20 protein-coding genes are annotated in these 21029 nt (G+C 69.9%); 12 read left to right on the forward strand and 8 right to left on the reverse strand.

The window, feature by feature from the left end; translation table 11 throughout:
* Positions 1–18: 18 nt before the first annotated feature.
* The 5 genes from BMZ18_RS06325 to BMZ18_RS06345 are packed head-to-tail and all read left to right on the forward strand — an operon-like array spanning position 19 to position 6065.
* Complete coding sequence (locus BMZ18_RS06325; protein WP_068360275.1) at positions 19–1593, forward strand: carboxyl transferase domain-containing protein; 1575 nt, start codon at positions 19–21, stop codon at positions 1591–1593.
* A gap of 8 nt (positions 1594–1601) precedes the next feature.
* Positions 1602–3617, forward strand: coding sequence for an acetyl-CoA carboxylase biotin carboxylase subunit (locus BMZ18_RS06330; protein WP_068360274.1), 2016 nt, complete (start codon positions 1602–1604; stop codon positions 3615–3617).
* Positions 3614–4774 (forward strand): acyl-CoA dehydrogenase family protein, encoded by a 1161-nt coding sequence (locus BMZ18_RS06335; RefSeq protein WP_068099310.1) that lies wholly within the window; start codon positions 3614–3616, stop codon positions 4772–4774. Before BMZ18_RS06330 ends, BMZ18_RS06335 begins: the two co-directional genes overlap by 4 nt.
* 47 nt (positions 4775–4821) lie before the next feature.
* Positions 4822–5253 carry a MaoC family dehydratase gene (locus tag BMZ18_RS06340; RefSeq protein ID WP_068360392.1) on the forward strand — a complete coding sequence of 144 codons (432 nt, stop codon included), beginning with the start codon at positions 4822–4824 and terminating at the stop codon, positions 5251–5253.
* A gap of 26 nt (positions 5254–5279) precedes the next feature.
* Positions 5280–6065, forward strand: a complete 786-nt coding sequence (locus BMZ18_RS06345) for an HpcH/HpaI aldolase/citrate lyase family protein (RefSeq protein WP_068360395.1) — start codon at positions 5280–5282, stop codon at positions 6063–6065.
* Positions 6066–6142: 77 nt separating this feature from the next.
* On the opposite strand, the gene BMZ18_RS06350 is transcribed toward BMZ18_RS06345, so the two are convergent.
* The 5 genes from BMZ18_RS06350 to BMZ18_RS06370 all read right to left on the reverse strand — a co-directional run bounded on the left by BMZ18_RS06350 (position 6143) and on the right by BMZ18_RS06370 (position 11146).
* Positions 6143–6622, reverse strand: coding sequence for a DUF4383 domain-containing protein (locus tag BMZ18_RS06350; protein WP_068360272.1), 480 nt, complete (start codon positions 6620–6622; stop codon positions 6143–6145).
* Positions 6623–6755: 133 nt separating this feature from the next.
* Entirely contained in the window at positions 6756–8591 is a 1836-nt protein-coding gene (locus BMZ18_RS06355) for an acyl-CoA dehydrogenase (RefSeq protein ID WP_068360270.1), read from the reverse strand.
* Between the two features lie 132 nt (positions 8592–8723).
* Positions 8724–9326 carry a class I SAM-dependent methyltransferase gene (locus BMZ18_RS06360; RefSeq protein WP_068360267.1) on the reverse strand — a complete coding sequence of 201 codons (603 nt, stop codon included), beginning with the start codon at positions 9324–9326 and terminating at the stop codon, positions 8724–8726.
* Positions 9326–10411 carry a CaiB/BaiF CoA transferase family protein gene (locus BMZ18_RS06365; RefSeq protein WP_068360264.1) on the reverse strand — a complete coding sequence of 362 codons (1086 nt, stop codon included), beginning with the start codon at positions 10409–10411 and terminating at the stop codon, positions 9326–9328. Before BMZ18_RS06365 ends, BMZ18_RS06360 begins: the two co-directional genes overlap by 1 nt.
* A 162-nt stretch (positions 10412–10573) precedes the next feature.
* Entirely contained in the window at positions 10574–11146 is a 573-nt protein-coding gene (locus tag BMZ18_RS06370) for a DinB family protein (RefSeq protein ID WP_068360261.1), read from the reverse strand.
* Positions 11147–11216: 70 nt separating this feature from the next.
* On the opposite strand from BMZ18_RS06370, the gene purT reads away from it, so the two are divergent.
* On the forward strand, positions 11217–12374 hold the full coding sequence (gene purT, locus BMZ18_RS06375; protein WP_244516446.1) for a formate-dependent phosphoribosylglycinamide formyltransferase: 1158 nt from the start codon (positions 11217–11219) through the stop codon (positions 12372–12374).
* Positions 12371–12850: a DUF456 domain-containing protein gene (locus BMZ18_RS06380; RefSeq protein WP_068360258.1), complete on the forward strand. Its 480-nt coding sequence runs from the start codon at positions 12371–12373 to the stop codon at positions 12848–12850. Before purT ends, BMZ18_RS06380 begins: the two co-directional genes overlap by 4 nt.
* A 9-nt stretch (positions 12851–12859) precedes the next feature.
* Here BMZ18_RS06380 and BMZ18_RS06385 read toward each other — a convergent pair whose 3' ends face one another.
* Positions 12860–13594 (reverse strand): amidohydrolase family protein, encoded by a 735-nt coding sequence (locus BMZ18_RS06385; protein ID WP_068360255.1) that lies wholly within the window; start codon positions 13592–13594, stop codon positions 12860–12862.
* Between the two features lie 74 nt (positions 13595–13668).
* On the opposite strand from BMZ18_RS06385, the gene BMZ18_RS06390 reads away from it, so the two are divergent.
* Entirely contained in the window at positions 13669–14538 is an 870-nt protein-coding gene (locus BMZ18_RS06390) for an SMP-30/gluconolactonase/LRE family protein (protein WP_068360253.1), read from the forward strand.
* Here the strand turns inward: BMZ18_RS06390 and BMZ18_RS06395 are convergent.
* Entirely contained in the window at positions 14535–15914 is a 1380-nt protein-coding gene (locus BMZ18_RS06395) for an FAD-dependent oxidoreductase (RefSeq protein ID WP_068360251.1), read from the reverse strand. The genes BMZ18_RS06390 and BMZ18_RS06395 overlap by 4 nt on opposite strands.
* 169 nt (positions 15915–16083) lie before the next feature.
* Between BMZ18_RS06395 and BMZ18_RS06400 the strand changes: the two genes are divergently transcribed.
* Positions 16084–17163, forward strand: coding sequence for an alkene reductase (locus BMZ18_RS06400; protein ID WP_082894859.1), 1080 nt, complete (start codon positions 16084–16086; stop codon positions 17161–17163).
* A gap of 13 nt (positions 17164–17176) precedes the next feature.
* Complete coding sequence (locus BMZ18_RS06405; RefSeq protein WP_068360247.1) at positions 17177–17581, forward strand: Rv0361 family membrane protein; 405 nt, start codon at positions 17177–17179, stop codon at positions 17579–17581.
* A 38-nt stretch (positions 17582–17619) separates the two neighbouring features.
* Here the strand turns inward: BMZ18_RS06405 and BMZ18_RS06410 are convergent, their stop codons facing one another.
* On the reverse strand, positions 17620–19305 hold the full coding sequence (locus BMZ18_RS06410) for an MDR family MFS transporter (RefSeq protein ID WP_068360246.1): 1686 nt from the start codon (positions 19303–19305) through the stop codon (positions 17620–17622).
* A gap of 101 nt (positions 19306–19406) precedes the next feature.
* Here BMZ18_RS06410 and BMZ18_RS06415 point away from each other — a divergent pair, with 101 nt between their 5' ends.
* Together BMZ18_RS06415 and BMZ18_RS06420 are read left to right on the forward strand one after the other, a co-directional pair.
* Positions 19407–19817 carry a rhodanese-like domain-containing protein gene (locus BMZ18_RS06415; RefSeq protein WP_068099325.1) on the forward strand — a complete coding sequence of 137 codons (411 nt, stop codon included), beginning with the start codon at positions 19407–19409 and terminating at the stop codon, positions 19815–19817.
* Positions 19817–21028: an O-succinylhomoserine sulfhydrylase gene (locus tag BMZ18_RS06420; protein ID WP_068360382.1), complete on the forward strand. Its 1212-nt coding sequence runs from the start codon at positions 19817–19819 to the stop codon at positions 21026–21028. Before BMZ18_RS06415 ends, BMZ18_RS06420 begins: the two co-directional genes overlap by 1 nt.
* Position 21029: the final 1 nt, after the last annotated feature.

Raw genomic sequence — 21029 nt, forward strand, 5'->3', positions numbered from 1 at the left:
ACCGAGAGACGGTGGCACATGGCGGTTCGGACAGGTGCGTATCGCGACGCGCACCTCGCGCTGGTCGAGGAGTTGCGGGCGGTCACCGACGCGGCGGCCCGCGGCGGAAGCGAGAAGGCCCGCGCGCGGCACGTCGAGCGCGGCAAGTTGTTGCCGCGTGACCGCGTCGACACGCTGCTCGACGACGGCAGCCCGTTCCTCGAGGTGGCCCCGCTGGCGGCGAACGGGATGTACGACGACGCGTGCCCGGGCGCCGGTGTCGTCGCCGGGATCGGGCGGGTGGCCGGCCGCGAGGTGATGGTGGTGGCCAACGACGCGACGGTCAAGGGCGGCACCTACTACCCGATGACGGTCAAGAAGCATCTGCGCGCGCAGGAGATCGCGCTGCAGAACCGGCTGCCCTGCGTCTATCTGGTCGATTCGGGCGGTGCGTTCCTGCCGATGCAGGACGAGGTGTTCCCGGACCGCGACCACTTCGGCCGGATCTTCTACAACCAGGCGACCATGAGCGCGCAGGGCATCGCGCAGATCGCGGCGGTGATGGGCTCGTGTACCGCGGGCGGTGCGTACGTCCCGGCGATGAGCGACGAGGCGGTGATCGTGCGAAATCAGGGCACGATCTTCCTCGGCGGGCCGCCGTTGGTGAAGGCCGCGACCGGTGAGGTGGTCACCGCGGAGGAGCTCGGCGGCGGCGACGTGCACGCGAAGGTCTCCGGGGTGGCCGATCATCTCGCGGCCGACGACCGTGATGCGTTGCGACGCGTCCGGGCCATCGTCGGCACGCTGGGACCGAAGTCCGCGGCGCCGTGGGAGACGATCGCGCCCCGCCCGGCGGCGGACCAGACCGAGTTGTACGACGTCGTGCCAACCGATCCGCGCACGCCGTACGACGTGCACGAGGTCATCACCCGGCTGGTCGACGCGGGCGAGTTCGCGGAGTTCAAGGCCGAGTACGGCACGACGCTGGTGACGGGCTTCGCGCACATCGCCGGACATCCCGTGGGCATCGTCGCCAACAACGGGGTGCTCTTCGGCGAATCCGCCGTCAAGGGAGCGCATTTCATCGAGCTGTGCGACAAGCGCAGCATCCCGCTGCTGTTCCTGCAGAACATCACCGGCTTCATGGTCGGCCGGGAGTACGAGGCCGGTGGCATCGCCAAGCACGGCGCAAAGATGGTCACCGCCGTCGCGTGCGCGCGGGTGCCGAAGCTGACGGTGGTGATCGGTGGCTCCTACGGCGCGGGGAACTACTCGATGTGCGGGCGCGCGTACTCGCCTCGCTTCCTGTGGATGTGGCCGAACGCGCGGATCTCCGTCATGGGCGGCGAGCAGGCGGCGTCGGTGCTCGCCACGGTGCGCAGTGATCAGCAGTCCGCGTCCGGGGAGCCGTGGACCGAGGAGGACCAGGAGCGGTTCAAGGCCCCCATCCGCGCGCAGTACGAGGAGCAGGGCAATCCCTACCACTCGACCGCGCGATTGTGGGACGACGGCATCATCGACCCGGCCGACACCAGAACAACACTGGCGCTGGCACTCTCGGTCTGCGCGGGCGCGCCGCTGCCGCCCGTGTCCTACGGCGTGTTCAGGATGTGACGGTAGCCATGACTGCAGACATCACCACCGTGCTCGTCGCCAACCGCGGCGAGATCGCCGTCCGCGTGTGTCGGACGTTGCGGCGGTTGGGTATTCGCTCCGTCGCGGTGTACAGCGACGCCGACCGCGACGCCCTCCACGTACGCGCCGCCGACACCGCGGTGCGCCTGGGCCCGGCGTCCGCGCGAGAGAGCTACCTCAGCATCGACGCGGTCATCGACGCCGCGCGCCGGAGCGGCGCCGACGCGATCCACCCGGGGTACGGATTCCTCTCGGAGAACGCCGAATTCGCCGCGGCGTGCGAGCGCGCGGGCATCGTGTTCGTCGGTCCGCCCACCGGGGCGATCCGCACGATGGGCGACAAGATCACCGCGAAGAAGGCCGTGTCCGCGTTCGACGTTCCGGTCGTGCCGGGTATCGCCGAGCCGGGGTTGACGGACGACGAGTTGGTCGCCGCGGCACCGGAGATCGGTTTCCCGGTGCTGATCAAGCCGTCGGCCGGCGGCGGCGGCAAGGGCATGCACGTCGTCGAGTCCGCGGAAGCATTGCGCCCGGCGCTCGAGCGGGCACGTCGGGAGGCCGCGTCGTCGTTCGGGGACGACACGCTGTTCCTCGAGCGATTCGTGCTCTCTCCCCGGCACATCGAGGTGCAGGTGATGGCCGATGCGCACGGCTCGGTGGTGCACCTGGGCGAGCGGGAATGCTCGCTGCAGCGTCGGCACCAGAAGGTGATCGAGGAAGCTCCGTCGCCGCTGCTCGACGAGGCCACGCGCGCTCGCATCGGTGCGGCGGCGTGCGCGACGGCGCGCAGCGTCGACTACGTCGGCGCCGGAACCGTGGAGTTCATCGTGTCCGCCGACGCGCCGGACGAGTTCTTCTTCATGGAGATGAACACCCGTCTGCAGGTGGAACATCCGGTGACCGAGGAGGTCACGGGGCTCGACCTGGTCGAGCTGCAATTACGGGTGGCGGCGGGGGAGCGGTTGCCGGTCACGCAGGACGAGGTGACCCTCACCGGTCACGCAGTCGAAGCACGCGTCTACGCCGAGGACCCGGCGCGGGGGTTTCTGCCCACGGGCGGCACCGTCGTCGGGCTCGTGGAACCGACCGGACCCGGGGTCCGCGTGGACTCCTCGCTCACCGTCGGGTCGGTGGTGGGCAGCGACTACGACCCCATGCTGTCGAAGGTGATCGCACGTGGCCGTGATCGCGCCGACGCGCTGCGCATCCTGACCAGGGCACTGGCGGGCACCGCAGTGCTGGGTGTGGGCACCAACATCGACTTCCTGACCTACCTGCTCGGCACCGACGACGTGGTCGCCGGACGGCTCGACACCGGGCTGCTGGACCGCGTCGTCCCCGACTACGCCGCGCCCGACGTGCCCGACGAGGTGCTGATCGCCGCGGCGACGGTCGGGTGGGCGTCGTCGTGGCCCACCGGCGAGGTCGATCCGTGGACCGTCCCGTCGGGATGGCGGGCGGGGGGACGTCGGGCGCCGATCACCGTCGTCGTCGACGACGGCACGACCCGTCGCGTCGTGACCTTCGCGGGCTCCCCGACCGACGCCGTCGTCACCGTCGACGGCGGATCGGACCGCGCACTCGCGGTGTCGGTGGACGGCGGCGACGTGAGCGTCGTTCTCGACGGTCTGCGGCACACCGTGACGGTGGTATCGGACGTGGACTCGGTGTGGGTCGCCGGTGCGGGCGGCAGTCGTCGCCTGCGAGTCGCCGCCGAGGTCGACCTCGCCGAGGCGGACGCGGCCGCCGCGTCCGACGAGATCCGCAGCCCCATGCCCGGCACCGTCATCGCCACCCCCGTGGCCGACGGCGCCGAGGTCCGCGCCGGCGACGTGGTGGTCGTCGTCGAGGCGATGAAGATGGAACACGCACTCACGGCCCCGGCCGACGGCGTGGCGACCGTGTTCGTCACCCGCGGCGAGCAGGTCGCCGTCGACCAAGTCCTGGCGCAGCTGCGCACCGATACGTCCCCCGACACGTCCCCCGAGGAGAACGCGGCATGACCGACCTGAGTACGGGCTCGTTGCCCGACGAGTACACCCAGCTGGCCAAGACGGTCCGCGACTTCGCCCGCACGGTCGTCGCTCCCGTTGCCGCGCAGCACGATCGGGACCACACGTTCCCGTACGAGGTGGTGCGGGGGATGGCCGACATGGGCCTGTTCGGCCTGCCGTTCCCCGAGGAGTACGGCGGCATGGGTGGCGACTACTTCGCCCTCTGCCTGGCGCTCGAGGAACTGGGCAAGGTGGACCAGAGCGTCGCCATCACCCTCGAAGCCGGGGTGTCTCTGGGTGCGATGCCGGTGTACCGGTTCGGCACCGAGGCGCAGAAGCAGGAGTGGTTGCCGCGCCTGACGTCCGGCCGCGCACTCGGTGCCTTCGGCCTGACCGAGCCCGGCGCGGGCAGTGACGCCGGCGGCACCCGCACCACGGCCGTGCGCGACGGTGACTCCTGGGTGATCAACGGCTCCAAGCAGTTCATCACCAACTCCGGAACCGACATCACCGAGCTGGTCACCGTCACCGCGGTCACCGGCCGAGACGCCTCCGGCAAGGCGCAGATCTCCTCGATCCTCGTGCCCACGAACACACCGGGGTTCGAGGCCGGACCCGCCTACGACAAGGTGGGATGGAACGCCTCCGACACCCACCCGTTGACGTTCACCGACGTCCGGGTGCCCGCGGAGAACCTGCTCGGGGAAGAGGGACGCGGCTACGCCGGGTTCCTGCGGATTCTCGACGAGGGCCGCATCGCGATCGCCGCGCTGGCGGTCGGCGCGGCGCAGGGCTGCGTCGACGAGAGCGTGAAGTACGCCCGCGAGCGCGAGGCGTTCGGCACCGCGATCGGACGCAACCAGGCCATCGCGTTCAAGATCGCCCGCATGGAGGCCCGCGCCTACGCCGCCCGCACCGCCTACTACGACGCCGCCGCACTCATGTTGGCCGGCAAGCCGTTCAAGAAGGAAGCGGCGATCGCCAAGCTGGTGGCATCGGAGGCCGCGATGGACAACGCCCGCGACGCCACCCAGATCCACGGCGGCTACGGATTCATGAACGAGTACGCGGTCGCCCGGCACTACCGGGACAGCAAGATCCTCGAGATCGGCGAGGGCACCACCGAAGTCCAGCTGATGCTCATCGCGCGCCAGGTGGGCCTGTGACCGGCGACCCGGTCCGCGTCGTCCAGCGCGGGCTGTGGTTCGACGAGATGGAGATCGGCACCGTCTACGAGCACCGGCCCGGACGCACGATCACCGAGGCCGACAACGTCCTGTTCACCACCCTGACGATGAACACGCAGGCGTTGCACCTCGACGCCGCCTACGCCGCGGACACCACCTTCGGTGAGCGCCTGGTCAATTCGATGTTCACCCTCTCCACGCTGGTCGGACTGTCGGTGGCGCAGCTGACGCAGGGCACGATCGTCGCGAACCTCGGATTCTCCGACATCGCTTTTCCCAAGCCGTTGTTCCACGGTGACACGCTGTACGCCGAGACGCTGATCGCGGCCAAGCGCGAGTCGTCGTCGCGGCCGGGTGAAGGCATCGTGACGTTCGAGCACACCGGGCGCAACCAGCACGGCGTCGTGGTGGCGACGGCCAGCCGGAAGACGTTGGTGCGGCGAGAGCCGAGCGCGTGAGTGCCGGTCCGGTGAGCTCGGTGTGGATGTTCTGCCCCGCCGATCGGCCCGAGCGGTACGCGAAGGCGGCAGCCGCGGCCGACGTGGTGATCCTCGACCTCGAGGACGCCGTCGCGCCCGCCGACAAGGCCGCCGCCCGGACGGCGGTGATCGAGAACCCGCTGGACCCGGCTCGGACCGTGGTGCGGGTGAACGCTCGCACCACCGACGGGTTCGCCGACGATCTCGCCGCGCTCGACCGCACGTCGTACCGGCGGGTGATGGTGCCCAAATGCGAATCGGCCGAGGACGTTCGGGCGCTCGGCGGTCGTGAGGTGGTGGCCCTGGTCGAGACTCCGCTGGGTGTGGTGCGCGCGGCCGAGGTCGCCGCCGCCGACGGGGTCGTGGCCGTGATGTGGGGTGCCGAGGATCTCATCGCCGCACTCGGGGGAGAGTCCTCGCGCTGGGCGGACGGGTCGTATCGGGACGTGGCGCAGCACGCGCGGTCGTCGGTGCTGCTCGCGGCGAAGGCCTTCGGGCGGGCGGCCCTGGATTCGGTCTACCTCGACATCGCCGACCTGGACGGGCTTCGCGCGGAGACCGCCGACGCCGTCGCCGTGGGGTTCGACGCCAAGGTGGCGCTGCATCCGGCGCAGGCCGCGGTGATTCGGGAGTGCTACACCCCGTCGGAGGCCCGGATCGGCTGGGCCCGGCGGGTTCTCGCGGCCGCCGATACGGAGCGCGGGGTGTTCACCGTCGACGGGAAGATGGTCGACGCGCCCGTGATCCGGCACGCCGAGCGCATCCTCCGGTCGGCGCCGCCCGAGGGGTGAGCCCACCTGCGCAGGTTCCCGCCACCCTCACCGGTTGCACCCTGCGCGGGTGGCGGGAGCCTGAGCAGTTGGCCCGCCTACCTCCGCGGGGTGGCGGTGGTGGCGGTACGGACTGCACGCGGCAGGACGAAGCCCAACGCGATCATGCCGACCCCGAGGACCAGGTGCAGCCAGTTGTCGGCGCTGTTGACGGGCACGAAGTTCGCCGAACTGTCGTGGTCGATCACCAGGCCGTACACGAACAGCACGAGGTAGATCACCCCGCCACCGATCAGATACGTCCGTGCGCTCGCAGGAGTGCGGGACATGGCAATCCCCGCGACCCCGAACAACAGGTGCACGATGTTGTGCAGGATCGACACCGCGAAGATCCCCAGCAGCATCGCGCCGGAGTGATGCCCGGCGAAGCTCAGACTGTCGTAGTTCGTCGTGACGCCCGGCACGAAGCCGAGGATCCCGACCGCCAGAAACACGATGCCCACCAGAAGGGCACCCCATTGCACCGGTGACCGCCCGTAGCCCGGCCGCGCGGCCACGGGGCCATTGTTTGCTGCCATCGTCGTCCTCCTCGATCGCCGACCGGGCCTGTCCCGGGGGTCCGGGACGGGTTGCCGCGCATCGGCTCCACAAACGCCTCGGCCGCACCATTTCGGAGAACGGTGCGGCCGAGGGGTGGGGAGAACGAACGAATCAGAACGCGGCTTCGTCGAGCTCCATCACGTCGTTGTCGAGGTCGCCGAGGATCTGACGGGTGCTGGTCAGACGCGGGAGGATGTTCTTGGCGAAGAACGACGCCACGGCGACCTTGCCCTCGTAGAACGGCTTGTCCTTGGCGCTGGGTCCGTTGTCGAGCGCGGCGAGGGCGATCTCGGACTGGCGCAGCAGCAACCAGCCGATCATGAGGTCACCGACGCTCAGCAGCAGACGCACGGAGCCGAGACCCACCTTGTACAGCTCGGTGGGCTGCTCCTGCGCACCCATGAGGTGCTGGGTCAGCGTGGCCACCATGCCCTGGACGTCCTCGAGCGCGGTGTTCAGCAGGGCGCGCTCGCTCTTCAGGCGACCGTTGCCGGCCTCGCTGTCGATCCACGACTTGATCTGCCCGGCAACGTGAGCGAGGGCGACGCCGCGGTCGCGGGCGATCTTCCGGAAGAAGAAGTCCTGCGCCTGGATGGCGGTGGTGCCCTCGTACAGCGAGTCGATCTTGGCGTCGCGGATGTACTGCTCGATGGGGTAGTCCTGCAAGAAGCCCGACCCACCCAGGGTCTGCAGGCTCTGTGCGAGCTGCTCGTACGCGACCTCGGACCCGACACCCTTGACGATCGGCAGCAGCAGATCGTTCACGCGGTACGCGGTGTCCTTGTCCGCACCCGAGACGTGCTGCGCCGCAGCCTCGTCCTGGTGGGCGGCGGTGTAGAGGTACACCGCGCGCAGACCCTCGGCGTAGGCCTTCTGGGTCATGAGCGAACGACGGACGTCGGGGTGGTGCGTGATGGTGACGCGCGGGGCCGTCTTGTCGGTCATCTGCGTCAGGTCGGCACCCTGGACACGCTGCTTGGCGTAGTCCAGCGCGGTGAGGTACCCGGTGGACAGGGTCGAGATGGCCTTGGTGCCCACCATCATTCGGGCGTGCTCGATGACGTCGAACATCTGCGCGATGCCGTTGTGGACGTCGCCGACGAGCCAGCCCTTGGCCGGGATGCCGTGGCCGCCGAGGGTGAGCTCGCACGTGGCGGAGACCTTCAGACCCATCTTGTGCTCGACGTTGGTGACGAAGACGCCGTTGCGCTCGCCCAGTTCACCGGTCTCGGAGTCGAAGTGGAACTTCGGCACGAAGAAGAGGGACAGGCCCTTGGTGCCGGGCTTGCCACCCTCGGGGCGAGCGAGAACCAGGTGGAAGATGTTCTCGAACAGATCGTCCGAGTCGGCCGAGGTGATGAAGCGCTTCACACCCTCGATGTGCCAGGTGCCGTCCTCCTGCTGGATGGCCTTGGTGCGGCCGGCGCCCACGTCGGATCCGGCGTCGGGCTCGGTGAGCACCATGGTGGCGCCCCAGTTGCGCTCGGAGGCGAGCTGGGCCCAGCGCTTCTGCTCGTCGTTGCCGTTGTCGTAGAGGATCTGCGCGAAGCCGGGGCCGGCGGCGTACATGAATGCGGCCGGCTGCGAGCCGAGCAGCATCTCCGCGACGGCCCAGAACACCTGGCGGGGGGCGGGCAGGCCGCCGAGCTCCTCGTCGAGGCCGAGGTGGTCCCAGCCGGCCTCCTGCAGCGCGCGGTAGGACTTCTTGAACGACTCCGGCAGCGTGACGGTGTGCGTCTCCGGGTCGAAGGTGGGCGGGTTGCGGTCCGCGTCGGCGAAGGACTCGCCCAGCGGGCCCTCGGCGAGGCGACGGACCTCGACCAGCATCTCCCGTACCGTGTCGACGTCCAGGTCGCCGAACTCCCCGGACGCGAGCGTCTTGTCGAGGGCGTAGAGCTCGAACAAGTTGAACTCGAGGTCTCGCAGATTGCTCTTGTAGTGGCCCATGTGACTGCGTCTCCGTACTAGGTGGTGCGGTCCGCCCTCGTCGGTACCGCCTTCGGTGAGCACCCGGCGCTTGCTACTCGCCAGTAACTTGACGCCATAGTACGCCGACGGTGGGGCCCTGCCAACAGGGGATTACTCGTCGGTAACCGACGCCACCAGAACGGTGTCGAGTGCGGTCGCGTCACCCACTCGGCGCGACGTCGTGTCGGCCCGGACGACGATCGCGGCGGCGGGCAGATCGGCGACGAGATCGCCTGGTGTGTACAGGATCTCGATATCCGACGGCCCCGGCGCACCCGTCGTCGGATTGTCCGTGTGGTGACCGATCACGATGAGGATTCCCTCATGTTTCAGGGCTCCGATCGCCGCCTTCAGCACCGTCCGTCGGACGTCCGGCGGCAGGTGCAGATACGACGCGACGACGAGGTCGTACTCACGCGGCGGAACGAGCGTCGTGACGTCCGCGTGGACCCAGCGGACGCGCTCGCGAATGGACCGCGTCGCCGTCGCGGCCACCGACGCCGCCCCCGAGAGCGCAACGCCACTGAAGTCGACCGCGTCGACCTGCCATCCCCGCGTCGCCAACCACAGCGCGTTGCGACCGTGACCGCAGGCGAGGTCCAGCGCCCGGCCGTGCGGACGCGAGGTGACGAACTCGACCAGCACGTCGTCGGGCGGCGACCCGGGCGACGGGGTGCGTCCGTCGTACTTCGCGTCCCACGCGGCGGCGTCCATCAGGTCCAGATCTCGTCCGGATCCGCGGCGGTGCGGGCCGGGCCCTCCGGCCGCGTCGGCACGGTCCGGGAGAAGCGCGGCGCGGGAGCGTGCTGGGTGATGCCGTCGACGTCGACGAGGTTCTCGCGCGCCGCCATCTGCGGATGCGACGACGCCTCCCCGAACGTGAGCACCGGCGTCACGCACGCGTCGGTCCCGTCGAAGGTGGCGGCCCACTCGTCGCGGGTGCGGGAGGCGAAGACGTCGGTGAAGGTTTTCCGCAGTTCGGGCCACCGATCGCGGTCCAGCTGGTGCGGCAGCGCACCCGGGTCGAGGCCCAGGCCCTGCAGGAGCGCAGCGTAGAACTGCGGCTCGAGCGCGCCCACCGCGACGTGCTTGCCGTCGGCGGTCTCGTACGTGTCGTAGAAGGGTGCGCCGGTGTCGAGGAGGTTCGCGCCGCGCTCGTCGGACCACATGCCGATGCCGCGCCACCCCCAGATCATGTGCGACAGCGCCACCGTGCCGTCGACCATCGCGGCGTCGATCACCTGCCCGCGACCCGACGACGCCCGTTCCACCAGCGCCGCCAGAATGCCGGTGACCAGGAACATCGAGCCGCCGCCGAAGTCGCCGACCATGTTCAGCGGCGGCACCGGACGCTCGCCTTCGCGTCCGATCGCGTGCAGCACGCCGGTCACGGAGATGTAGTTGATGTCGTGGCCCGCCGTCTGGGCCCACGGTCCGTCCTGACCCCACCCCGTCATGCGGCCGTAGATCAGGCGGGGGTTGCGGCCCGTCGTGTCCTCCGGCCCGAGGCCCATACGCTCCGTGACGCCGGGGCGGAACCCTTCGATGAGCACGTCGGCGCGGTCCACCAGCCGCTGCACGCGGTCCAGGTCCGCGGGATCCTTGAGGTTGGCCTCGACGATGCGGCGGTTCCGGATCAACGGATCACCGGTCGCGCCCTCGCCCGGCAGCGCACCCGCCCGCTGCACCCGCACCACGTCCGCTCCCAGATCGGCGAGGAGCGTCGCGGCATGCGGTCCCGGTCCGATGCCCGCGAGTTCGACGACCTTGATCCCGGCCAGAGGCCCACCTGAAGTCATGCGCCGACCCTAACCACGACGGGGCGCCCGAGCCGTGACCCGATCGTGCGGGTCGGGGGACCGGATGGTCGTGTCCTGCCGCACCTGCTCAGGTTCCGGTCAGGCGCGCGGGTTGCAACCGGTGAGGGTGGCGGGAACCTGCGCAACTGGAACCCACGGACGTCACCGATACCTCTCCGCCGCCCCGTCCACCCGCCCGCGGTAGTCGGCCCACCAGTCGCGGTCGCCGTCGGGGAGGTTCGAGTTGCCGGCGCTCATGCCGGCGGAGTCGTCGACCAGTTCCCGCACGATGTCGGCGTGGCCAGCGTGCCGATGGGTCTCGGCGATCAGGTGCACCAGCACGAAGGACACGGTCACCGGACCGCGCCCGGGCCACCACGGCACCGACCCCTCCGCGTCGGGACCGAGGAGCCGCACCGTCTCGTCGCCGTGGGCGGACACGCGGCGGTAGAGATCGATCAGGTCCGCGCGGGATTGATCGGGGGTGGCCCACATGTCCGCGTTCGCGTCCACGTCCGCGCCGGCCCAGGGGATCGGCTCGGGGAACGGCCGCGCGAACACCGCACCCAGGTAGCCGGACTCCACGGCGGCGAGGTGTTTGACGAGTCCCAGCAGATTGGTGCCGGTGCGGGTGAGGGGCCGACGGATGTCGTGTTCGGAGGCGCCGTCGAGCTTCCACAGCACCGCGTCGCGGCCGCGTTGGAGGTAGGTCAGCAGGTCGGTGGTGTCCGCCATGCCCGATAGCATGCCTGCTGTGACGACTCTCCGGCTCGGAACTCCGCTGTCCCCGTCCGCGACCAAGGTGATGCTTCTGGGCTCGGGTGAGCTGGGCAAGGAGGTGATCGTCGCGCTGCAGCGGCTCGGGGTCGAGGTGATCGCCGTCGACCGGTACGCCGACGCGCCCGGCCACCAGGTCGCGCACCGCGCGCACACGGTGAACATGAGCGATCCCGACGCGCTGCTGGCCGTGATCGACGCCGAGCAGCCGCACCTGATCGTCCCCGAGATCGAGGCCATCGCCACGGACGCGTTGGCCGTCGTCGAGCAGCGCGGTGTCACCACGGTGGTGCCGACGGCGCGCGCGACGCAGCTGACGATGAACCGGGAGGGCATCCGTCGTCTCGCGGCGGAGGAGTTGGGCTTGCCGACGTCCCCCTACGGCTTCGCCGACAGCGTCGACGAGGTGCGAGAGGTGTTGTCGCGCACCGGATTTCCGGCCGTGATCAAGCCGGTGATGTCGTCGTCGGGCAAGGGGCAGTCGGTCGTCCGAGGTGACGACGACGTCCAGGCGGCCTGGGATCACGCACAGGCCGGCGGCCGGGTGGCGCTCGGCCGGGTGATCGTCGAGGGCTTCGTCGACTTCGACTACGAGATCACGCAACTCACGGTGCGCGCGTCCGACGAGTCCGGCGAGATCGAGACGTACTTCTGCGAGCCGATCGGGCACCTGCAGGAGTCCGGTGACTACGTCGAGTCGTGGCAGCCGCAGCCGATGTCGCCGGTCGCGCTGGAGGCGTCGCGCGAGGTGGCGCGCACCATCACGACGGCGCTCGGTGGGCGCGGGGTGTTCGGCGTCGAGCTGTTCGTGCAGGGCGACGACGTCTTCTTCTCAGAGGTCAGCCCGCGGCCGCACGACACCGGCCTGGTCACGCTGGGTACGCAGCGGCTCTCGGAGTTCGAGCTGCACGCCCGCGCAATCCTCGGCCTGCCCGTGGACACCTCGCTGCGTTCGCCGGGCGCGTCGGCCGTGATCTACGGCGGTCTCGACGAGGCCGGGATCGCGTTCGAGGGTGTCGACGACGCCCTGCGGGTCCCCGAATCCGACGTGCGGCTGTTCGGCAAGCCGGAGAGCTTCGCGCGACGACGGATGGGCGTCGCCTACGCGACGGCCGCGGACGTCGAGACCGCACGGGATCGTGCCCGCACCGCGGCGAGTCGGGTCAGGCCGGTCTCGGCGACGTGAGCGCGGGCGGCGAACTGCTCGTCGGGCTGGCGATCGTCGTCGGCCTGATCGGCATCGTCGTGCCCGTCCTGCCGGGCGTGCTGCTGATCCTCGCGGCGATCGGTGTGTGGGCGTTCGTCACCGCGACGACGACGGCGTGGACCGTGTTCGGGGTGGCCGCGGCGCTGCTGGTGATCTCCGGCGTCGTGAAGTACCTGTGGCCCGGCCGTCGCCTGCGGGACGCCGGCGTGCCGACGCGCTCGATCGTCGTCGGCGGTGTGGTCGGCATCGTCGGGTTCTTCGTCGTCCCGGTGGTGGGGCTGTTCCTGGGCTTCCCGCTGGGGGTGTTCCTGGCGGAGCTGCCGCGCAGTCGCACCGCGGGGTCGGCCTGGCGGTCGACGGTCCACGCCACGAAGGCGGTGGGCCTGTCGGTTCTCGTCGAACTGTTCGGTGCGCTCCTCGCCGCCGGGACCTGGCTGCTCGCCGTCCTGCTCTGACGCGCAGCGCTACCGCTGCCGGTACCAGGCCCTCGCGTTGCCCACCAGCACGGCCTGCAGATCCCCGCCGACGGCCTCGGCGATGACGTCGAGGTCCGCCGGCTCGAATCGCCGCCGCGCTCGGGTGCCGGGGAGATCGGAGCCGAACATGAGGGCCTCGGGACTCACGGCGTGGATGCGGCGCATCGCCGAGAGCGGGTCGTGGTCGATGCGGCCGAACGCCGACGCCTTCACGCGGGCCCCGCGATTGACCAGCTGCAGCAGGTACGGCATGGCGTCCTCGGACATCCCGAGGTGGTCGATGCTCACCGCGGGCAGTTTCGACATCACGGGTTCGAGGGTGCGGAGCAGGCCCGCGTCGACGTAGAACTCGGCGTGCCATCCCGCGACGGAGTGCGCCCGGACGGCCTGGCGGGTCATCGTGGACAGGTCCGACACCCCGCGCCGCAGGTGGAAGCGCAGGGCGCGGACGCCGGCGCGGTCGAGAGCGGCGATGTCGTCGTCGGTGGCGTCGTCGGCGAGATGGACCACTCCCACCCAGCCCGGCCCCAGCTCGTCCAGCGCGGCCTCGAGGAACGTCGTGTCCTTCGACTGGAACGTGCCGGAGACGACGGCGCCACCGGTCACCCCGAGCCCGTCGACGTCCGCGAGGTAGTCCGCCACCGTGTACGACTCCGGCTGGTAGGTCTCGTTGTTCACCAGCGGAAATCGAGGATCTCTGATGTGGACGTGGCTGTCGAACACGTCTGTCAGGATGCCTCACAGAGGCTTACGACGTACGACCCACCGTGGGTGATCGACGAGATTCGAGGAGATTCATGAAGGCCGAACCGAAAGTCGTGCTGGAGGGCTACACCTACTTCGAGTGCCCGCGGTGGCACGACGGCCGGATCTGGGTGTCCGACTTCTACACCGGCCAGGTGCTGTCCGCGACCGAGGACGGCGACGACGTCCGCGTGGAGGCGGAGGTGGCGGAGCAGCCGTCGGGCCTCGGCTGGTTGCCCGACGGCCGACTCCTCGTGGTGTCGATGCGTGACCGGAAGGTCCTGCGCCGCGAGCACGACGGCAGCCTCGCCGTGCACGCGGACCTGTCGGCGCACGCCACCGGCCACGCCAACGACATGCACGTCGACGCCGACGGTCGCGCCTACGTCGGCAACTTCGGCTTCGACCTCATGAACATGGCCCCGATCGAGACGGCGTCGCTCCTGCGCGTCGAGCCCGACGGCTCGGTTCACGAGGACGCGACGGACCTGCACTTCCCCAACGGGATGGCGGTGACCGCCGACGGCGACCTGCTGGTCGACGAGACCCTCGGCAACCGGATCTCCGCGTTCCGCATCGGTGCCGACGGCGCACTCGGCCCGCGTCGGGACTGGGCGGTGCTGGGCCCGATGCCGGAGTCGACCGACATGGCGACGGGAATCGGCGAGGTGGTGGTGGCACCCGACGGGTGCGCGCTGGGACCGGACGGCACGCTGTGGGCGGCCGACGCGCTCAACCAGCGGATCGTGCAGATCCGCGAGGGCGAGGGTGTCGTCGACGAGTTGACCTTCGACACCGGCGTGTTCGCCTGCGGTTTCGGTGGATCCGATGGGCGCACGCTGTTCGCGTGCGCCGCACCGGATTTCAACGAGCACGCTCGCAAGGAGGAGCGTGAGGGACGCCTGCTGGCGGTCCGAATCTAGATCTTGTCGGGCTCGCTGGCGCGGAGCATGTCCTCGCGCTCGACGACCTTGACCCGCTCGCGCCCCTGGGGCTCACCCAGGCTGCGCTCGTGGGCGTCGAGCCGGTACCAGCCGTCCCACGTGGTGAACGGGATGTTCTTCGACTCGAGGAACGCCGTCACCGCGTCCTCGGCGGGCTCCTCCGCGCCGGTGAACGACGGTGCGTCGGCCAGAAGGTTGGCGACGGTCTCGTTGGCGTCGCCCTTGGTGTGGCCGATCAGGCCCACCGGGCCGCGCTTGATCCAGCCGGTGACATAGGTGGACGGGAACGGCGTGCCGTCGTTGTTGAGCACGCGGCCGGCCTCGTTGGGAATGGTGCCCGCCAGCTCGTCGAACGGCAGGTCGGCGATGTTCTGCGACAGGTAGCCGACGGCGCGGTACACGGCCTGGACGTCCCAGTCCGTGTACTTGCCGGTGCCCTTGACGTTGCCGGTGCCGTCGAGTTCGGTGCGCTCGGTCCGCAGGCCGACCACCTTGCCGTCCTCGCCGAGCACCTCGTGCGGGGACTCGAAGAAGTGCAGGAACAGCTTGTGCGGGCGGTCGCCGTGGTCCCGGATGGCCCAGTCCTGCAGGGTGTTGGCCACCATGTCGACCTGCTTGGACTCGCGGCGGGCCTTCTCCGAGCCCTCGTCGTAGTCGATGTCCTCCGGCGCGACGATGACCTCGATGTTGGGCGAGTGGTCGAGCTCGCGCAGCTCGAGCGGAGTGAACTTGGCCTGCGCGGGACCGCGGCGGCCGAACACGTGCACCTCGACGGCCTTGTTGGCCTTGAGACCCTCGTACACGTTGGCCGGGATCTCCGTGGGGAGCAGCTCGTCGCCGGTCTTCGCCAGCACGCGCGCGACGTCGAGAGCGACGTTGCCGACGCCGAGCACGGCGACCTTCTCCGCCTCGAGCGGCCAGGTGCGCGGGACGTCGGGATGACCGTCGTACCAGGAGACGAAGTCCGCAGCGCCGTAGCTGCCGTCGAGGTCGATGCCCGGGATCTTCAGCTCACGGTCGGCGTTGGCGCCGGTGGAGAAGATGACCGCGTCGTAGAAGCGACGCAGGGTCGGCAGGTCGATGTCTGTGCCGTAGTCGATGTTGCCCAGCAGGCGCACCTGCGGCTTGTCGAGCACCTTGTGCAGCGCGGTGATGATGCCCTTGATGCGCGGGTGGTCCGGCGCGACGCCGTAGCGGATCAGGCCGAACGGAGCGGGCATGCGCTCGTAGAGGTCGATGCTCACGCCGGGACCGGACACGTTGTGGTCCGACTTCATCAGGGCATCGGCGGCGTAGATTCCGGCCGGGCCGGCGCCCACGATGGCCACACGAAGCGGGCGGGTCTGGTCAGTCATCAGCGTGGATCTACCTCACGGTCGAACGGGGCGGACAGCCAAGCATAAATGAACAGGTGGGGGCCTTGGTCCGCCAGGTCAGCGGCAGGGAGCAGGCATCGAACAGTCGCCGCGCCGTTGTGGCTACGAATAGTCACGGTCCGACGAAACCCCCGGAAAGGCCCCACCCGTGACCGCACTCGGCCCCGATTCTCCAATTCTCCAGCCGCTCGACGCGGGGGCGATCGCCACCCGCAACCGAGTCTGGATGGCCCCGCTCACCCGCAACCGCAGCGAGCCCGACGGCACCCCGAACGACCTCAACGTCGAGTACTACCGGCAGCGCGCCGGTGCCGGGCTGATCGTGTCGGAGGGCACCCAGCCGTCCGCCGTCGGCAAGGGCTACCTGAACACTCCCGGCATCCACACCGACGAGCAGCAGGCGGGATGGGCGCGCATCGCCGACGCCGTCCACGGCGGCGGTGGTCGAATCGTCGTGCAGCTCATGCACGCCGGACGTGTCTCGCACCCGGACAACACCGGTGAGGAGTCGGTGGCCCCGTCGGCGATCGCGCCCGGCATCGACATGGTCACCGCATCCGGGGAGCAGCCGATCCCGACGCCGCGCGCGCTGGAGACGGACGAACTGCCGGGCATCGTGGCCGAGTTCGTCGACGCGTCCCGGCGTGCGATCGCGGCCGGTCTGGACGGCGTCGAGATCCACGCCGCCAACGGCTACCTGCTGCACCAGTTCCTCGCCGACGGCGCCAACACCCGGGCCGACACCTACGGCGGCAGCCCCGAGAACCGCGCACGCCTGGTGGTCGAGGTGACTCGCGCCGTCGCCGACGCGATCGGCGCCGGACACGTGGGCATCCGCATCTCTCCCGGGTCCACGGCCAGCGGCATCGCCGAGGACGACACCACCGGTGCCTACGAGGCGCTGCTCGACGGCATCGACGGCCTCGGCCTGGCCTACCTGCACGTGCTCATCGCGCCGGACGACCCGTTCCTCGGCAAGATCCGGTCGGCATGGTCGGGCGCGTTGGTGCTCAACACCGGTTTCGAGAAGCCCACCACCCGAGACGACGCCGTCTCCCTGGTCACCGACGGCGTGGCGGACGCGGTGACCGTCGGGCGCCCGTTCATCGCCAACCCGGATCTGGTGACGCGATGGACCCACGACACCGAGCTGAACACGCCCGACGAGAGCACCTTCTACGGCGGCGGCGCCGAGGGCTACACCGATTACCCGACGCTGGAGGGGTGAGAGACTGCCGGGCATGACCACACCCGAGCCCGAACCCGCCGCCCGCACCACCGCAGCCCCGTTCCTCGCGGCGGCTGCGGTGGTCGCGGTGGTGGCGATCATCGTCGCGGTGCTCTCGCTGACCCGCTCGCCCGAGGACAACGTGAGCGAGAACCAGCGGGTGGGCACGGTGGTCGCGGAGTACGTCGAGGCCGCCGGGCAGAACGACGGAGACCGGTTGGCGTCCCTGCAGTGCGCGGGCATCACGAACGCCCCGCTCCGCGACGCCGAGTCCGTGGACCTGGACACCATCGACGAGGTGCGGGTGAACGGCGACGCCGCCGAGGTGGACGTCACCGTCACCCTCGACGGGAGCGAGCAGACCCTGACCTGGAACGCCGTGCGTCAGGACGGGGCCTGGAAGATCTGCAGCAGCTGACGCGAGGATGCTCCCCCCCCCGGGGCACCGGGTCCGGGTCAGGGCTCGGCGAGCTCCGACCGCTGGGCGGCCAGCCCACCCTGCGTGCGCAACGGGATCTCCTTGTGGAACAGGTTGATGACGAAACCGACGGCCAGCAGCACACCGGCGGCGACGAACACCTGATCCATCGCGTCGGAGAAGCCGATTCGGAAGGGGTCACCGAGCGCCGTCGGCAGCTTCTGGATGAACGACGTGTCCTCCAGGACGCCGCCCGCCGCCGACCCGTCGCCCGACGCCAGTCCCTGCGCGAGCCCCGCGACGGTCGGATCGCTGCTCTGCGCCGCCTCGCCGACGGCGGACCGGAACTCGGGCGTCGCGGCGGCCGAGATCAGCGCGTCGCGAATGGTGTCGGTGACGCGGGAGAACAGCAGCGACAGGAACGCCGCGACACCGATGGTGCCGCCGATCTGGCGGAAGAACGTGGCCGACGACGTCGAGACGCCCATGTCCTGCGGCGGTAGCGAGTTCTGGATGGCGAGGGTGAGCGGCTGCATCAGGTTGCCGAGTCCGAAGCCGAACATCGCCAGCATGATCGCCCACAGCGGGGTGTCGTAGCGGATGAACGAGAACGCGAACATGCAGACCGTCATCAGGGTGGTGCCGATGATCGGGTAGGGCCGGTAGTGGCCGGTCCGGGAGATCATCTGCCCGGAGAAGACCGACGCGATCATGATGCCGAGCACCAACGGCAGCATCTGGAATCCGGCGAGGGTCGGCGACGATCCCTTCACCACCTGCAGGTACTGCGGCAGCAGGGTGATGCCGCCGAACATCGCGGCACCGGTGACCACCGACAGCAGCAGTCCGATGCTGAACGTGGAATTGCGGAAGAAGCGCATGGGGATGAGGGCGTTCGACTTCATCCGGATTTCGACCGCGACGAACGCGGCGATGCCCAGCGCGCCGATCACGTAACAGATCACCGCGCGTCCGGAGCCCCAGCCCCAGACGCGGCCCTGCTCGGCGATGATGAGCAGCGGGACCAGGCCCACCGCGAGCGCGGCGGCGCCGCCCCAGTCGACGACGGCGTTGCCGCGGCGCGGCGGCAGGTTGAGCACCTTGGCGACGACGAACAACGCGACGACGCCGATGGGCACGTTGACGAAGAACACCCACCGCCAGCCGGTGACGGAGAGAATCTCGTCGGCACCGGAGAGCACGCCGCCGATGACCGGACCGAGCACGCTCGACGTGCCGAACACGGCGAGGAAGTAGCCCTGGTACTTCGCGCGTTCGCGGGGCGGGACGATGTCGCCGACGATCGTCAGGGCCAGCGAGAACAGGCCGCCGGCGCCGAGACCCTGGACGGCGCGGAACGCCGCCAACTGGTACATCGACGTCGCGAAACCGCAGAGAGCCGACCCGATCACGAAGATCGTGATGGCGGCGAGGAAGAACTGCTTGCGGCCGTAGAGGTCGGACAGCTTGCCGTAGAGCGGGGTCGAGATCGTGGCGGTGATGAGGTACGCCGTGGTGACCCACGCCTGGATCGAGAACCCCTGCAGGTCGTCGGCGATCGTGCGGATCGACGTCGAGACGATCGTCTGATCCAGCGCCGCGAGGAACATTCCGAGCATCAGCCCGGAGATGATGGTCAGGATCTGCTTGTGCGTGAAGTCGGTTCCGGCGGCGCCCTGCGCAGACGCGGTGGCTTCGCTCCCCGGAGCAGCGGTGTCGCTCATCGGAACATCTTGCCCCGATATCGCCCTGCGCTGCGACTATGCGACAAATCGGGCGGGGTCGCGCGCGGGTCCGGTGTGACGGCGTGTGCGAAACTGGGGCCGTGAGCTACGCAGGAGACATCACGCCCGAGCAGGCCTGGGAGATGCTGGCCTCGGATCCGAACGCGTCGTTGGTCGACGTCCGCACGCACGCGGAGTGGACGTACGTCGGCGTGCCGGACACCTCGTCGCTGAACAAGCGCACCGCCTTCGTGGAGTGGGTGAGCTATCCCGACGGCCGGCCGAACGAGCAGTTCGTCGAGCAGCTGCGCGCCTCCGGGGTCGAGTCCGGCCCCGTCGTCTTCCTGTGTCGCTCCGGTCAGCGGTCCATCGGCGCCGCCGAGGCGGCGACGGCTGCCGGGATCACGCCGGCGTACAACGTGCTGGACGGCTTCGAGGGCGCGACGGACGCCGACGGTCACCGTGGCGGCGCCGGGTGGCGTGCGGTCGGCCTCGCGTGGCGGCAGAAGTGATCCCTCGCGGCGGTGGATTCTCCAAGCCCCTTCCCGACGGCGTCGGCCCCGGCACCCTGGGGGTGCGCGGCGGGCTGAACCGGTCCGGGTTCGAGGAGAACGCCGAGGCGCTCTACCTCACCTCCGGCTTCGTCTACGGGAGCGCAGAGGCGGCGGAGAAGGCGTTCACCGGTGACGTCGACCACTTCGTCTACTCGCGGTACGGCAATCCGACGGTGTCGATGTTCGAGGAGCGCATCCGTCTGCTCGACGGTGCGGAGGCGGCGTTCGCGACGTCCTCCGGTATGTCGGCGGTGTTCACCGCGCTCGGTGCGCTGCTGAAGGCCGGGGACCGTCTGGTGGCGGCGCGCAGCCTGTTCGGGTCGTGCTTCGTGGTGTGCAACGAAATTCTGCCGCGCTGGGGTGTGGAGACCGTCTTCGTCGACGGCGAGGATCTCGACCAGTGGGAGCAGGCCCTGTCGGTGCCCACCACGGCGGTGTTCTTCGAGACGCCGTCGAACCCCATGCAGTCGCTGGTGGACGTGCGGCGGGTGGTCGAGTTGGCGCACGCCGCGGGCGCACAAGTGGTGCTGGACAACGTCTTCGCGACGCCGATCCTGCAGCGCAGCTTCGATCTCGGGGCCGACGTGGTGGTCTACTCCGGTACCAAGCACATCGACGGCCAGGGCCGTGTGCTCGGCGGCGCGATTCTTGGCTCGCAGGAGTTCATCGACGGCCCGGTGCAGACGCTCATGCGGCACACGGGTCCGGCGCTGAGTCCGTTCAACGCGTGGACTCTGCTCAAGGGACTCGAGACGATGGCCCTGCGGGTGCAGCGGATGACCGCGTCCGCGCTGGCCGTGGCGGAGTTCCTCGAGACGCAGTCCGGGATCTCCTGGGTGCGGTACCCGTACCTCGAGTCGCACCCGCAGCACGAGCTGGCGATGTCCCAGATGTCCGGCGGCGGCACCGTGGTCACCTTCGAGCTCGAGGGCGGCAAGGAGCGGGCGTTCCGGTTCCTCAACGGCCTGAAGATCGTCGACATCTCGAACAACCTCGGCGACGCCAAGACCATGACCACGCATCCGGCGACGACGACCCATCGCTCGATGGGTCCGGAAGGTCGTGCCGCGGTCGGCATCTCGGACGGTGTGGTCCGTATCTCCGTCGGTCTCGAGGACGTGGCCGACCTGCTCGGCGACGTCGAGGGAGCGCTGGCGGGCGGGGCCTGAC

Source organism: Rhodococcoides kroppenstedtii (assembly GCF_900111805.1).
GTDB classification, from domain to species: Bacteria; Actinomycetota; Actinomycetes; order Mycobacteriales; family Mycobacteriaceae; genus Rhodococcoides; species Rhodococcoides kroppenstedtii.